This is a genomic window from Streptomyces sp. WAC 06738 (genome assembly GCF_003945505.1).
In the GTDB taxonomy this organism is placed as follows: Bacteria; Actinomycetota; Actinomycetes; order Streptomycetales; family Streptomycetaceae; genus Streptomyces.
This window is the reverse complement of the sequence record NZ_CP029618.1, coordinates 1,561,176-1,574,308: the sequence shown is the minus strand read 5'-3', so window position 1 is coordinate 1,574,308 and position 13,133 is coordinate 1,561,176. Positions and strand designations below refer to the sequence as shown.

Here is a 13,133-nt window from a genome sequence, read left to right as displayed (position 1 = left end):
CGTGCACCGCCCGTGAGCGCGTCCTACGTACCGGCCGCCGCCCCCGTCAGCTCCGCCTCAGGACGTCGGGGAGCCCCAGCCTCCCCAGCCGCCCGTGGGCGGCGGGAGCGTCTGCGGCTCCGGGTCGCGCGGCCCGAAGAGCCCGGTCAGCACCAGGTGCACGGCCATCGCCGCTCCCGGCCAGGCAAGCAGCGCGCCCTTGGCCTTCAGCTCCAGCGGCGCGTCGAAGCCGCTGCCGTCGCTCATCTCCCTGGCCCGCTGCTCCACGTTCCCCGGCGGGCCCAGCCAGATGCCGAACCGCCAGGCCACCACCGCCCCGATGAGCGAGCCCAGCGCCAGCCCCAGCACCAGTGGCAGCCCGCCGCGGCGCCGCCACAGGAAGACCGCCGCCGCGGTCACCACGCCGAAGGCGAGCCCCAGCAGCGCGAAGGTGCCGTCGATGGAGATGGCGTCCTCGCTCTCGCTCTCCTTCAGCCAGGCATCGCCCCCGCGCACCACCAGCGGCACCCGCGGCGCGAACTGCTCCCACAGGAAGCCCAGCAGCAGGCCCAGTGCCGCCACGCCCACCATGAGCAGGAACGCCTGCCACAGCTCCCCGGCGAGATCGGTGTCGTCGTCGGCCCCGGACTTCCGGCCGCCCTTTCCGCCGCCGGAGGCGGGCGGGTACTGCCAGGGGTTGTGGCCCGGTTGCTCGTGCGGGGGTTGCTCGTGCGGTGTCAGGGGAGCTGTCACCCCGTCATCGTGCCAGGGCCGGGGCCGCGCGCCGTAGCCAGGACGGTCGTTCGGAATGTCGCCGTGACCGCCGGTCCTCACGAGCGCAGCGCCGCCCGGCGGTACGCCCACGTCGCCGCCGCCAGCGCGGGCACCCCGACACCGGCGCAAACCCCCAGGTCCGCGAGGACCGCGGCCCACTCGGGGCTGGGCGCGAAGGTCTCCATGAGCGCCTCCACGCCGTACGTGGACGGCAGCAGGTCGCGCGCGAAGGAGACCGGCCCCGGCATCCGCTCCGCGGGCAGCACCCCGAGCAGCAGCGCCGCCGACATGCCGAGCTGGCCGCAGAGCGTCGCCAGCTCGGGCCGCGGCGCCAGCAGCCCGAGCACCGCCCCGAGCCCGGCCAGCGCGGCGCCGGACAGCGGTACGACGGCCGCGAGGATCCACAGGTGCGTCAGCGGCAGCTTGAAGAGCAGGCTGCCGGTCACGGCCGTGACGACCGTGCCGGGCACGGTGAACGAGGCGTACGCGCCGGCCGCGCCGAGCACCACCGCGGCGGGCGGCACCGGGAGCGTCGCGTAGTGGTCGAGGCCGCCGGTGGCGCGCAACTGGCCGAAGTACTGGGCGAGCAGGTTCAGCGCCACGAACGCCACGATGAGCACCGTCGACCCGGCGACCACGGCGTGGGCCTCGGAACTGCGCGCCTCGGCGTCGACCACGCCGCGCATCAGGACCATGATCCCGATGGACTGGAAGGTGGCGACGAAGAGCAGCGGCAGCCGGGCGACCCTGGCGCGGGAGAGCTGGGCGCGGTAGACGGCGGCGAGGGCCGGGAGGAGCGGCACGCGGGGCGCGAGCGGGACGGAGGCGGCGGCCCGGGCGGAGCCCTTGCCGTTGCTCCCGGCGGCTCCCTCGGCCCCGGCGCCCCCGCTGGCTCCGTTCGGCATGGCGGTCCCCCCTGCGGTCCCGTTCGCGGGGGCGGGCCCGGGTACCGCCGGTCCCGCAGCCGCGGGACCGGAGCCGCCGGGCGGGGCCTGCGCCAGGCCGAGGTGTCCGTCCGTCATGCCTTCACCAGTCCCTCGTCCCGCCCGCCGAGGGCCAGGTACACGTCCTCCAGGCTCGGCGTCGTCAGCGTGAAGTCGTCCAGCGCCGCGAACGCCGGACCGCCCGTGACCGCCGCGACCGCGGCGCGCGCCGCGTCCTCCGGCAGCCGCAGCGTCCAGCGGCGGCCCGTGCGGCGGGCGGTGCGGGCCAGCTCCGCGATCTGCGGCAGGTCGAGCGGCGGCTCGTCGCGCCAGACCAGGTCCACCCGGACCTCCCCGCCCACCAGGGCCTTCAGCCCGGCGGGGGAGTCGCAGGCGATGACCCGGCCGCGGTCGAGCACCGCGACCCGGTCGAGCACGGTCTCGGCCTCGATGACGTTGTGCGTGACGAGCAGCACGGTCGCGCCCCGCTCGGCCCGGCGCCGGTCGATCGCCGCCCACACGGCGCGGCGGGCCACCGGGTCCATCGCCGTCGTCGGCTCGTCCAGCACCAGCAGCGGGCGCTCGCCGACCAGCGCCGCCGCCACGCACGCCAGCCGCCGCTCGCCGCCGGAGAGCCGGCGCAGCGGGCGGTCGGCGAGGCGGTCGAGGCCGAGTTCGCCGAGCACGGCGTCGCGCTCCGCGCGGGCCGCGGCCGCGGGCAGGCCGCGCAGCCGGGCGGTGGTCTCGGCGGCCAGCGCCACCGTCAGGTCGTCCAGCGCCGTGGACTCCTGGCCGAGGTACGCCAGCAGCCGCGCGGCCAGCTCCGGGCGGCGTACGAGGTCGTGGCCGAAGAGCTCGATGCCGCCGGAGTCGGGCCGCAGCAGGCCGGTGAGCTGGCGTACGAGAGTGGACTTGCCGGCGCCGTTGGGGCCGAGGAGACCGAAGATCTCGCCCGCGTGGATGTCCAGCTCGACGCCGTCACTGGCCCGTACGGGACCGGCGGGGGCGGCGGGGGAATCGGGCCCCTCGGCGTCCCTGCGCCGCCGGCGCCTCTCGCGGGGCGCCGGATAGGTCTTCACGAGCGCGCGCACGGCACACACCACCGCGCCCGGCGGGGTGGCGGTCCCGGCCGCGGCAGGACCCGCCGCTTCGCTGCGCGTACTCACGAACTACGAGGGTACGCGGTGCCGAACGGCCCGCCCGCCGGGGGGAGGGCTGCGCGGTGCCTGGACGGATTCCGTGCACTCCGGTATGACCTGGACATGTCGAAGAAGACGCGCAAGCGCAAGTGGCGTACCCGCAAGGGCAAGGCCAACCACGGCCGCAGGCCCGCCTGAGGGGACCCGGGCCCGCCCGGCGGGGATCCGGCCCGCCCGCGCCGCGTCAGCGGCCGTCGCGCGCGATGGGCGCCACGACCGCGCCCGTCAGCTCCGCCAGCACCGTCGGCGACAGCTCCACCTCGAGGCCGCGCCGGCCGGCGGAGACGCAGACCGTCGGCCGCCCGGCGGCCGAGGAGTCCAGCACCGTCGGCAGCCGCTTGCGCTGGCCCAGCGGGGAGATGCCGCCGCGGACGTAGCCCGTGGTGCGTTCGGCGTGCGCCGGGTCCGCCATCACGGCCTTCTTGCCGCCGGCCGCCGCGGCGAGCGCCTTGAGGTCCAGCGCGCCCGAGACCGGCACGATGGCGACGGTCAGCGCGCCGTCGACCTCGGCGACCAGGGTCTTGAAGACCTGGCCCGGATCGACGCCGAGCGCTTCCGCCGCCTCCTCGCCGTACGACGCGGCGGCGGGGTCGTGGGCGTACGCGTGGACGGTGAACTCGGCGCCGGCCTTGGTCAGCGCCACCGTGGCCGGGGTGGATCCGGCCTGCTTCTTCTTGGCCATGGGAAAGGGCACCGGGGTCAGTTGGGGCTCGTCGGATGCCGCGTCAGGTCGACCGCGGGCAGCGACGGGAGCTTACCCAGCACCGCGCTCTCCCGCCGCAGGATTTTCAGCTCCGCCGACAGCCGCGAGGCGGTGTCCCTGGCCTGGAGGAGCTGCTGCTTCGACGGGGTGTCCAGCACGGCGGCCGCGGCGACGAGATACGACAGCACCGACGGCTCGTCCGGTAGCTCCGTGGCCGCACCCAGGGAGCGCTCGCGGGCGCCGGCCAGCCTCTTCTGGTACGTCCTGAAGGCCCGTACGACCGCCGCGGACAGCACGCCCGCGCCCTCGCCCGACTGCTCCGGCAGCGCCTCGACCTCACCGGTCAGGTACTCGCCCGCGGTGTCCACCGACAGCAGCCGGAACCTGCGGGTCCCGGTGACCAGCACCTCGTACCCGCCGCTGTCCTTCTCCCGGATCGTCGCCGCGTCCGCGACGCAGCCGACGCCGTAGAACGCCTGCATCGGGTCGGCGCCGAAGCCCGCCGCGGGACCGCGCTGGGGCAGCGCCGTCTGGTCCGGCAGCCCCGGACCCGTGGGCGCGACCTCGCGGCCGTCCCGGATCGCCACCACGCCGAACCGCCGCTCCGCCTCGGGCAGCTTGCGCAGGTCGCGCATCATCGCCCGGTACCGCTCCTCGAACACGTTCAAGGGCATGACGAGGCCCGGGAACAGCACCGCGTTCAGCGGGAAGAGGGGCAGGCGTGCGGTGGTCACAGGCGGATCCTAACGGTCCCGGCCGGTACCTCACTGGCGGCGCAGCGCACGGGAGACGCCGGCCGCCACCGTGGTGGCGAGCACCCAGCCGGCGAGCACGAGCACCGTGGCCGTCCACTGGTAATGCCCCGACTGATGCCAGGCGTTGTCCTGGCCCAGGTCGATGACGGGCAGCAGCAGATCGAGCACGTAGAGCGGCGGGCTCCACTCGGGCCCCTCGCCGGGGCGCAGCGCGCGCGGCTCCTGCCGGGCGAAGTACAGCGTGCCGACCGCCCAGAGGACCGCCATCCACACCACGGCGCGGGTGGGGCGGTAGCCGTACGCGACCGTCCAGTCCTGCAGCAGGCCCCACGCCTTGCCGGTCACCGGCAGCGTCTCGCGCTGGCGGCGGTGCTTGGCGAGCATGACCTCGCGCGCCTCGTGGTCCTCGCCGGTGTTGCGCAGGACGGCGGCCAGCAGCTCGTACGGCTCGGGGGAGAACTCCGGGGTGGCGGCCTCCACCCACTCCAGCCGGTGCACCAGCGGGAAGGCGCCGACGGGTATGAGGTGCTCGTAGAAGAAACCGGCCATCGCCAGCCGGCCGGGACCCGGCCAGCTCGTGTACTTGTCGCGGAGGTTGACCACCCGGGCGCCGGAGAGCACCACCCTGCCGCCCTCCGGCTCGCGGCCCATGAAGCGCAGCTCGGGCGTCTGGATCCGGCGCAGGGACATCTCCTGCTCCGGATCCATCACGAAGCGCGCGCCGTCGAGGTCGATGGAGTCGCCGAAGCGGCCGTCGTCCAGGCGCAGCCCGCCGTGGCACTCGAAGCGCTGCATCCGCGTGCCGCGCGGCGGGGTGTGGCCGCTGATGCCGTACGGGGGCGTGGCCCCGCCCGTCGCGGCCTCGGGGACCGCCGCCGGGCCCATGTGCAGCGAGCGCTCGACGGTGAGCTGCGGCGCGTTGAGCGCGCGCTTGCCGTACGGGTTGCGCAGGACGCTGCCGCTCAGGTTCAGCGAGACGCCGACGGTCGCGCCGCGCATCCGCAGCTCGCCGTGCGCCTGGAGCAGATCGGCCTGGAGGTCCTGGCCGACGGTGATGCCGTCGGCGGCGACGGCCACGCCCCGCCGGTCACGGCCGACGGTGAGCTGGCTGAGCAGCAGGTCCGTGCCTATGTGGGCGTCGGTGAGCCGGATGCCGCCGTCCACGGTGCAGCGGGGCATGTGCATGTCGCCGCTGGTGGTCAGCCGGGCGGCCTCCAGCCGCGGGACCGAGCACTCCACCAGGCGCAGCGTGGCGAAGGAGCACTCGGGCAGCAGCATCTCGTTCTCGAAGCGGCAGTTGCGCAGCTCCACGTACGGCTCGACGCTGCCGCCGGAGAGGTCGAGCGTGCCCGTGACGTACGCACCGGCCAGCTTCAGTGACGAGACGCGGCCGGGACGGGCCGGCGGTCCGTGCAGCAGGAGCCGGGCGAGTAAGGAGGCGCGCACGCTGCGCTCCGGCCCCCAGATGTGCAGCCCCGCCGGGTCGTTCTGCCCGGGATCGCGCGAACGCAGATCGTATGTCGCTCCTTCCTGGAAGGCTTCCCACAGCCCCCGCTCCGTCGCCGAAAGGTCCTCGGGCGGCACCGCCCGGTCGTGCTGTGCAGCGGTCAACGACACGCTCCCCTGGTCTGCCCGCGTCCGTCCCGTACGGCTCTGATTCCCCTCGGGGCGGCACACTGAACGCTAGTACCAGGTACTGACAGTGACGAGTTTGCGGTCCAGCCTGTGGACTACCGGGCCGCGGCCCTGGGCCGTCTGAGAGACTTGGAGGCGTGATCTCCCGAATCGATCTGCGCGGCTCCGCCGCCGCTTCCGATGCAGGCGGCGGCATCGACCGCGACCTGCTGCCCCGTGCCGAGCTCGACGTCGAGGCCGCCCTGGAGAAGGTGCGCCCGCTCTGCGAGGACGTCCGGCATCGCGGCACCGCGGCGGTGATCGAGATCACAGAGCGTTTCGACAGAGTGACGCTGGAGCGGCTGCGGGTGCCCGCGGAGGCGCTGCGGCGCGCGCTGGCCGAGCTGGACCCGGAGGTGCGCGCCGCGCTGGAGGAGTCGATCCGCCGCGCCCGCATCGTCCACCGCGAGCAGCGCCGTGCCGACACCGCGGTGCGGGTCGTCCCCGGCGGGACGGTCACGGAGCGCTGGCTCCCGGTCGCCCGCGTCGGGCTGTACGTGCCGGGCGGCCAGGCCGTGTATCCGTCCTCCGTCGTCATGAACGTGGTCCCGGCCCAGGAGGCGGGCGTGCCGTCGCTCGCCGTCTCCTCGCCCCCGCAGAAGGACGTGCCGAACTCGTGGGGCGCGGGACTGCCGCACCCGGCGATCCTCGCCGCCTGCGCCCTCCTCGGCGTGGAGGAGGTGTACGCGGCGGGAGGCGCCCAGGCCGTCGCCATGTTCGCGTACGGCACGGACGAGTGCGCCCCCGTCGACATGGTCACCGGCCCGGGGAACGTGTATGTGGCCGCCGCCAAGCGCCTGTTGAAGGGCCGGATCGGCATCGACGCCGAGGCGGGTCCCACCGAGATCGCCGTCCTCGCCGACGACACCGCGGACCCCGCGCACGTCGCCGCGGACCTCATCAGCCAGGCCGAGCACGACGAGCTGGCCGCCGCCGTGCTGGTCACGCCCTCGGAGCGGCTGGCGGAGGCGGTCGAGGCCGAGCTGAAGACGCAGGTGGCCGCTACCCGGCACGTCGAGCGGATCACCGCCGCGCTGGGCGGCCGGCAGTCCGGCATCGTGCTCGTGGACGACCTGGAGGCCGGCCTCCGCGTCGTCGACGCCTATGCCGCCGAGCACTTGGAGATCCAGACCGCGGACGCGGCGGCGGTCGCCGCCCGGGTGCGCAACGCCGGCGCGATCTTCGTCGGCCCGTACGCCCCGGTCTCGCTGGGGGACTACTGCGCCGGCTCCAACCACGTGCTGCCCACCGGCGGCTGCGCCTGCCACTCCTCGGGCCTGTCCGTGCAGTCCTTCCTCAAGGGCATCCACGTCGTGGACTACACGCGCGACGCCCTCGCCGAGGTCACCGCGCACGTGGTGAACCTCGCGGAGGCCGAGGACCTGCCCGCCCACGGCGCCGCGGTGAAGGCGCGGTTCGGATGGAAGGTGCCGCAGCAGTGACCGCGATCGACGACCTGCCCGTCCGCGACGAACTGCGCGGCAAGTCCCCGTACGGCGCGCCCCAGCTCGACGTGCCCGTCCGGCTGAACACCAACGAGAACCCCTACCCGCTGCCCGAGCCGCTGGTCCGGCGCATCGCCGAGCGCGTCACCGAGGCCGCCCGCCACCTCAACCGCTACCCCGACCGGGACGCGGTCGAGCTGCGCACCGAGCTGGCGCGCTACCTGTCGCGCACCGCGGGCCACGAGGTGACCACCGCCCAGGTCTGGGCGGCCAACGGGTCCAACGAGGTCATCCAGCAACTGCTGCAGACCTTCGGCGGCCCCGGCCGCACCGCCATCGGCTTCGAGCCGTCGTACTCGATGCACGCGCTCATCTCCCGCGGCACCGGCACCGGTTGGCTCTCGGGCCCGCGGCGCGAGGACTTCACGATCGACGCCGCCGCCGCCGAGCGCGCCATCGCCGAGCACCGCCCCGAGGTGGTGTTCGTCTGCTCGCCGAACAATCCCACCGGCACCGCCGTGGACCGCGAGACGGTCCTACGGCTGTACGAGGCCGCGCAGGCGGCGGGCCCCTCGATGGTCGTGGTGGACGAGGCGTACGGCGAGTTCAGCCACCGCCCGTCGCTGCTGCCGCTGATCGAGGGCCGCCCGCGGCTGGTCCTCACCCGCACGATGTCCAAGGCGTTCGGCGCCGCCGGCCTGCGGCTGGGCTATCTCGCCGCCGACCCCGCCGTGGTCGACGCGGTCCAGCTCGTCCGGCTGCCGTACCACCTGTCCGCCGTCACCCAGGCCACCGCGCTCGCCGCCCTGGAGCACACCGATACCCTGCTCCAGTACGTCGAACAGCTCAAGCAGGAGCGGGACCGGCTGGTGTCGGAGCTGACCGCGCTCGGCTGCGAGGTCACCGAGTCCGACGCCAACTTCGTCCAGTTCGGCCGCTTCCCGGACGCGCACGCGGCATGGGAGCGGCTGCTGGACGCGGGCGTGCTGGTCCGTGACAACGGCGTGCCCGGCTTCCTGCGCGTCAGCGCAGGCACACCGGCGGAGAACGACGCGTTCCTCGATGCGGTGCGCGCGCTGAAGAAGGAGAGCAACTCATGACCCGCGTGGGCCGCGTCGAGCGCACCACGAAGGAGACCTCGGTCGTCGTCGAGCTGAACCTCGACGGCCGCGGCGAGGTCTCAGTGTCGACGGGCGTCGGCTTCTTCGACCACATGCTCGACCAGTTGGGCCGCCACGGCCTCTTCGACCTCACCGTCAAGACCGACGGCGACCTGCACATCGACAGCCACCACACCATGGAGGACACCGCGCTGGCCCTGGGCGCCGCCTTCCGGCAGGCCCTCGGCGACAAGCGCGGCATCGTGCGGTTCGCCGACGCCTCCGTGCCGCTGGACGAGTCGCTGGCCCAGGTCACCGTCGACCTGTCCGGCCGTCCGTACCTGGTGCACACCGAGCCCGAGGGCATGGCCCCGATGATCGGTGCGGACTACGACACGACGATGACCCGGCACATCCTGGAGTCGTTCGTCGCCCAGGCGCAGATCGCCCTGCACGTCCACGTGCCGTACGGGCGCAACGCGCACCACATCGTCGAGTGCCAGTTCAAGGCGCTCGCCCGCGCCCTGCGCTACGCGGCGGAGATCGATCCGCGGCAGACCGGCATCCCGTCGACCAAGGGCGCGCTGTAATGAACGGCCTGTCGATACTGCTGATCTTCGTGGGGCTCTTCCTGCTCGGCGGCGTCATCTCCTTCGTCAAGCAGGGCCAGTCGAAGAACGTGATCGCCGTGCTCGCCATCGGCGCCGCGATGGCGCTCGCCGCGGGCGTCCTGCGGCTGGGGGTGTGGGGTTGACCGACCGCGCCGCCGCCACCGCTCCCACCGCCTCCGCCGTGCCCGCCGCCCGCCGCGGCGAGGGCGGCGGCGGGCGCAAGAGCGTCGTCGTCTTCGACTACGGCTTCGGGAACGTCCGCTCCGCCGAGCGCGCCGTCGCCCGCGCGGGCGCCGAGGTGGAGATCACCGGCGACTACGACCGGGCGATGGCCGCCGACGGCCTGCTGGTGCCCGGCGTCGGCGCCTTCGCCGCCTGCATGGGCGGGCTGAAGGAGGCCCGCGGCGACTGGGTCGTGGAGCGCCGGCTGGCCGGCGGCCGGCCCGTGCTGGGCATCTGCGTCGGCATGCAGATCCTCTTCGAGCAGGGCGTCGAGCACGGCGTACGGACCGACGGCATGGGCGAGTGGCCCGGCACGGTCGAGGCGCTGCGGGCCGACGTCGTGCCCCACATGGGCTGGAACACCGTCGAGGTCGGGGCCGGCTCCCGGATGTTCGCGGGCATCGACGCCGGGGAGCGCTTCTACTTCGTGCACTCCTACGCCGCCCGCCGCTGGGAGCTGGAGGTGCACAACCCGCGCATCTCCGCGCCCGCCGTCACCTGGAGCACCCACGGCGAGCCGTTCGTCGCAGCCGTCGAGAACGGACCCCTGTGGGCCGCCCAGTTCCACCCCGAGAAGTCCGGCGACGCCGGTGCCCTCCTCCTCAAGAACTGGATCGAGACCCTCTGATGACGCCCCGCGAGATGACCACCGCCCTGGAGCTGCTGCCCGCCGTCGATGTCCGCGACGGTCAGGCCGTACGCCTGGTGCACGGCGAGTCCGGCACCGAGACCGGCTACGGGGACCCGCTGGAGGCCGCGCTCACCTGGCAGCGCGCCGGAGCCGAGTGGCTGCACCTGGTCGACCTCGACGCCGCCTTCGGCACCGGCGACAACCGCGCCCGTATCGGCGAGGTCGTCGCGGCGATGGACCTCAAGGTCGAGCTCTCCGGCGGCATCCGCGACGACGCGTCGCTGGCCGCCGCCCTCGCCACCGGCTGCACCCGCGTCAACCTCGGCACCGCCGCCCTGGAGTCCCCCGAGTGGGTCGCCGCGGTCATCGCCGAGCACGGCGACCGCATCGCCGTCGGCCTCGACGTCCGCGGCACCACGCTGCGCGGCCGCGGCTGGACCCGTGACGGCGGTGACCTGTACGAGACGCTGGCCCGTCTCGACGCCGAGGGCTGCGCGCGCTACGTGGTCACCGACATCAACAAGGACGGCACCCTCCAGGGCCCCAACCTGCAACTGCTGCGGGACGTCTGCGCCGCCACCGACCGGCCTGTCGTCGCGTCCGGCGGCGTCTCCTCCCTCGACGACCTGCGGGCTCTCGCCACGCTCGTCCCGGAGGGAGTCGAGGGGGCGATCGTCGGGAAGGCGCTCTACGCGAAGGCGTTCACGATGGAAGAGGCGTTGGAGGCGGTGTCCTGATGGCCGGTGGCGGAGTGCGTCGAATCTCGTCCGGTGCCCCCTGGGAGGAGGAGTTCGGCTACTCGCGCGCGGTGGAGCTGCCCAACGGCCTCGTGCTGGTGGCCGGCTGCACGTCCGTGGTGGACGGCGTGATCGTCGGCGAGGGCGATCCGCACACCCAGGCCATGACCGCCTTCGGCGTCGCCTTCGAGGCGCTGAAGCGGGTCGGCCTGGAGCGCGAGGACGTCGTGCGGACCCGGATGTTCCTCACCCACGCGCGCGACGTCGAGGCGGTCGGCGGGGCGCACAAGGAGCTCTTCGGCACCATCCGCCCCGTCGCGTCGCTGATCATCGTCTCCGGCTTCGTCGACCCGCGGCTGGTCGTCGAGGTCGAGGTCGAGGCGTACCGCCCAGGCGGCTCCCGGGAAGCGGCCGGCGCATGAGCCTTGCGGTACGGGTCATCCCCTGCCTCGACGTGGACGGCGGCCGGGTCGTCAAGGGCGTCCACTTCCGCAATCTGCGCGACGCCGGCGACCCCGTCGAGATGGCCAAGGTGTACGACGCGGAGGGTGCGGACGAGCTGACGTTCCTCGACATCACCGCGTCCTCCGGCGACCGCGAGACGACGTACGAGATCGTGCGCCGCACCGCGGAGCAGGTCTTCATCCCGCTCACGGTCGGCGGCGGCGTGCGGACGGTCGAGGACGTGGACCGGCTGCTGCGCGCGGGCGCCGACAAGGTCGGCGTCAACACCGCGGCGATCGCCCGCCCGGAGCTGATCCGCGAGATCGCCGAGCGCTTCGGCAGCCAGGTGCTGGTGCTCTCGGCCGACGCGCGGCGCTGCGGCGACGGCGCGGCGACGCCCTCGGGCTTCGAGGTGACGACCCACGGCGGGCGGCGCCGCACGGGCCTCGACGCCGTCGAATGGGCCGAGCGGGCCGCCGGGCTGGGCGCGGGCGAGATCCTGCTCAACTCGATGGACGCCGACGGCACCAAGGACGGCTACGACACGGAGATGATCGCCGCCGTCCGCAAGCGGGTGACGGTCCCGGTCATCGCCAGCGGCGGCGCGGGCCGCCTCGACCACTTCCCGCCGGCGATCGACGCGGGCGCGGACGCGGTGCTGGCGGCGTCGGTGTTCCACTTCGGGGACCTGCGGATCGGCGAGGTCAAGGAGACGCTGCGCACCGCGGGCCGTGCCGTACGGGCCACGCCGCCCCGGGCCTGAGCGGGCCCCGCGGCGGCCGGCTCAGCCGGTGTGCAGGACCCGGAAGCGGCCGGGCTCCGCCGGATCCCGGTCGACGATCTGGACCGGCGGCCAGGCCCACTGCCACACGTCGATCCCGGGCACGCGCGAGAACCGTATCGGCCCCCGGGTCCCGTCGACCGCGACGTCCCCCCAGGCGGCGGTGCGCGCGCCCGCCCCGCCGCGGAGCGCGGCCGCGAGGACGGCGAGCGTGTCGTAGCCCTCGAAGGCGACGAACGAGGGCGTCCCGGCGAGCCGTTCGCGCAGCGCCGCCTCGACGCGTACGCCGAGGGACGTCAGCCGCTCCGGCAGATAGCGCAGGAAGGGGACCCCGGCGCCCTCGGCGCCCAGCAGCGCCGCCCACTCTGCGAACTCGGGCTGTCCGGCCGGGGCGCCGAGCAGCAGCCCGGCCAGCCGCGGGTCGCGGCGTACGGACCGGACGAGCGGCACCGCGGGCTCCGGGTGGCCGACGAGCAGCAGGAGGGCCGTCGCGCCACCGGCGGCGAGCGCGTCGCACAGGGCCTCGGGGGTGAGCGCACCCACGTCCAGCTCCGTCACCGTGCCCCCGTGCGGGGCGAGCCGGTCGTGCAGGATCCGGGTCCCGGACGCCCAGTAGACGCTCGGCTGGGCGGCCACGGCGAGACGGCGGTGGCCCGCGCCGAGGAGGAAGTCCGCGTACAGCCGCCAGCCGTGGGACTGCGCCGGGGCGATCCGCGCGATGCCGTCGGCCGGCTGCTCGGTCAGCGCGTCCAGGACCGCGGACGAGCACAGGAACGGCACGCCGAGGGCGTCGGCCTGGGCGGCGGCGGTACGGGCGACGACGCTGTGGTACTCGCCCGCCAGCGCGGCGACGCCCAGCCCGGCCAGCTCGTCCACCGCCGCCGCGGCACGCCGCGGGTCCGCGGCCGTGTCCCGTACCAGCAGCTCCAGGGGGCGCCCGGCGATCCCGCCGGCGTCGTTGACCTCGCGGGCAGCCAGTTCGAGCCCGGCGACCAGATGCCGGCCCGCCTCCGCCCAGCCGGGCGGGGTGAGCGGGGCGAGGGCGCCGATGCGCACGGGTTCGTCGTCTCGTCGCGGCGGGGGCGCCTGGGTGACCATGGCGGCCATTGCACAGGTCAACGCCCCCGCCGGCAACCGATTATCAGTCCGCGGACC

The 13,133-nt window shown here is 74.7% G+C and carries 15 protein-coding genes; 8 read left to right on the top strand and 7 right to left on the bottom strand.

The features are described from left to right. Positions 1–57: 57 nt before the first annotated feature. The 6 genes from DMB38_RS06580 to DMB38_RS06555 all read right to left on the bottom strand — a co-directional run bounded on the left by DMB38_RS06580 (position 58) and on the right by DMB38_RS06555 (position 5,944). A complete protein-coding gene (locus DMB38_RS06580; protein ID WP_125934346.1) occupies positions 58–732 on the bottom strand; it encodes a hypothetical protein in 675 nt (224 codons plus the stop codon). A gap of 77 nt (positions 733–809) precedes the next feature. After that, on the bottom strand, positions 810–1,775 hold the full coding sequence (locus DMB38_RS06575) for an ABC transporter permease (protein WP_240662003.1): 966 nt from the start codon (positions 1,773–1,775) through the stop codon (positions 810–812). Beyond that, on the bottom strand, positions 1,772–2,767 hold the full coding sequence (locus tag DMB38_RS06570) for an ABC transporter ATP-binding protein (protein WP_125938853.1): 996 nt from the start codon (positions 2,765–2,767) through the stop codon (positions 1,772–1,774). Before DMB38_RS06570 ends, DMB38_RS06575 begins: the two co-directional genes overlap by 4 nt. A 292-nt stretch (positions 2,768–3,059) precedes the next feature. After that, positions 3,060–3,557, bottom strand: a complete 498-nt coding sequence (gene ybaK / locus DMB38_RS06565) for a Cys-tRNA(Pro) deacylase (RefSeq protein ID WP_101425045.1) — start codon at positions 3,555–3,557, stop codon at positions 3,060–3,062. A 17-nt stretch (positions 3,558–3,574) separates the two neighbouring features. Further along, positions 3,575–4,312: an LON peptidase substrate-binding domain-containing protein gene (locus DMB38_RS06560; RefSeq protein ID WP_125934344.1), complete on the bottom strand. Its 738-nt coding sequence runs from the start codon at positions 4,310–4,312 to the stop codon at positions 3,575–3,577. A 30-nt stretch (positions 4,313–4,342) separates the two neighbouring features. Beyond that, positions 4,343–5,944 (bottom strand): oxidoreductase, encoded by a 1,602-nt coding sequence (locus DMB38_RS06555; protein ID WP_125934343.1) that lies wholly within the window; start codon positions 5,942–5,944, stop codon positions 4,343–4,345. Positions 5,945–6,105: 161 nt separating this feature from the next. On the opposite strand from DMB38_RS06555, the gene hisD reads away from it, so the two are divergent. The 8 genes from hisD to hisF are packed head-to-tail and all read left to right on the top strand — an operon-like array spanning position 6,106 to position 11,960. Further along, on the top strand, positions 6,106–7,449 hold the full coding sequence (gene hisD / locus DMB38_RS06550) for a histidinol dehydrogenase (RefSeq protein ID WP_125934342.1): 1,344 nt from the start codon (positions 6,106–6,108) through the stop codon (positions 7,447–7,449). Then, a complete protein-coding gene (locus DMB38_RS06545; RefSeq protein ID WP_125934341.1) occupies positions 7,446–8,552 on the top strand; it encodes a histidinol-phosphate transaminase in 1,107 nt (368 codons plus the stop codon). Before hisD ends, DMB38_RS06545 begins: the two co-directional genes overlap by 4 nt. Further along, positions 8,549–9,142, top strand: a complete 594-nt coding sequence (gene hisB, locus DMB38_RS06540; protein ID WP_047015249.1) for an imidazoleglycerol-phosphate dehydratase HisB — start codon at positions 8,549–8,551, stop codon at positions 9,140–9,142. The genes DMB38_RS06545 and hisB overlap by 4 nt, the downstream gene beginning before the upstream one ends. Further along, complete coding sequence (locus DMB38_RS36035; RefSeq protein WP_047015248.1) at positions 9,142–9,306, top strand: hypothetical protein; 165 nt, start codon at positions 9,142–9,144, stop codon at positions 9,304–9,306. Before hisB ends, DMB38_RS36035 begins: the two co-directional genes overlap by 1 nt. Before the next feature lie 38 nt (positions 9,307–9,344). Next, entirely contained in the window at positions 9,345–10,013 is a 669-nt protein-coding gene (gene hisH / locus DMB38_RS06535) for an imidazole glycerol phosphate synthase subunit HisH (RefSeq protein WP_125938852.1), read from the top strand. Continuing rightward, complete coding sequence (gene priA, locus DMB38_RS06530; RefSeq protein ID WP_125934340.1) at positions 10,013–10,753, top strand: bifunctional 1-(5-phosphoribosyl)-5-((5-phosphoribosylamino)methylideneamino)imidazole-4-carboxamide isomerase/phosphoribosylanthranilate isomerase PriA; 741 nt, start codon at positions 10,013–10,015, stop codon at positions 10,751–10,753. The genes hisH and priA overlap by 1 nt, the downstream gene beginning before the upstream one ends. Continuing rightward, the gene (locus DMB38_RS06525; RefSeq protein ID WP_125934339.1) at positions 10,753–11,175 is read left to right on the top strand and encodes a RidA family protein; all 423 of its coding nucleotides are present in this window, start codon (positions 10,753–10,755) and stop codon (positions 11,173–11,175) included. The genes priA and DMB38_RS06525 overlap by 1 nt, the downstream gene beginning before the upstream one ends. Next, positions 11,172–11,960 (top strand): imidazole glycerol phosphate synthase subunit HisF, encoded by a 789-nt coding sequence (gene hisF, locus DMB38_RS06520; RefSeq protein WP_125934338.1) that lies wholly within the window; start codon positions 11,172–11,174, stop codon positions 11,958–11,960. Before DMB38_RS06525 ends, hisF begins: the two co-directional genes overlap by 4 nt. 21 nt (positions 11,961–11,981) lie before the next feature. On the opposite strand, the gene DMB38_RS06515 is transcribed toward hisF, so the two are convergent. Next, positions 11,982–13,085: an ABC transporter substrate-binding protein gene (locus DMB38_RS06515; RefSeq protein ID WP_125934337.1), complete on the bottom strand. Its 1,104-nt coding sequence runs from the start codon at positions 13,083–13,085 to the stop codon at positions 11,982–11,984. Positions 13,086–13,133: the final 48 nt, after the last annotated feature.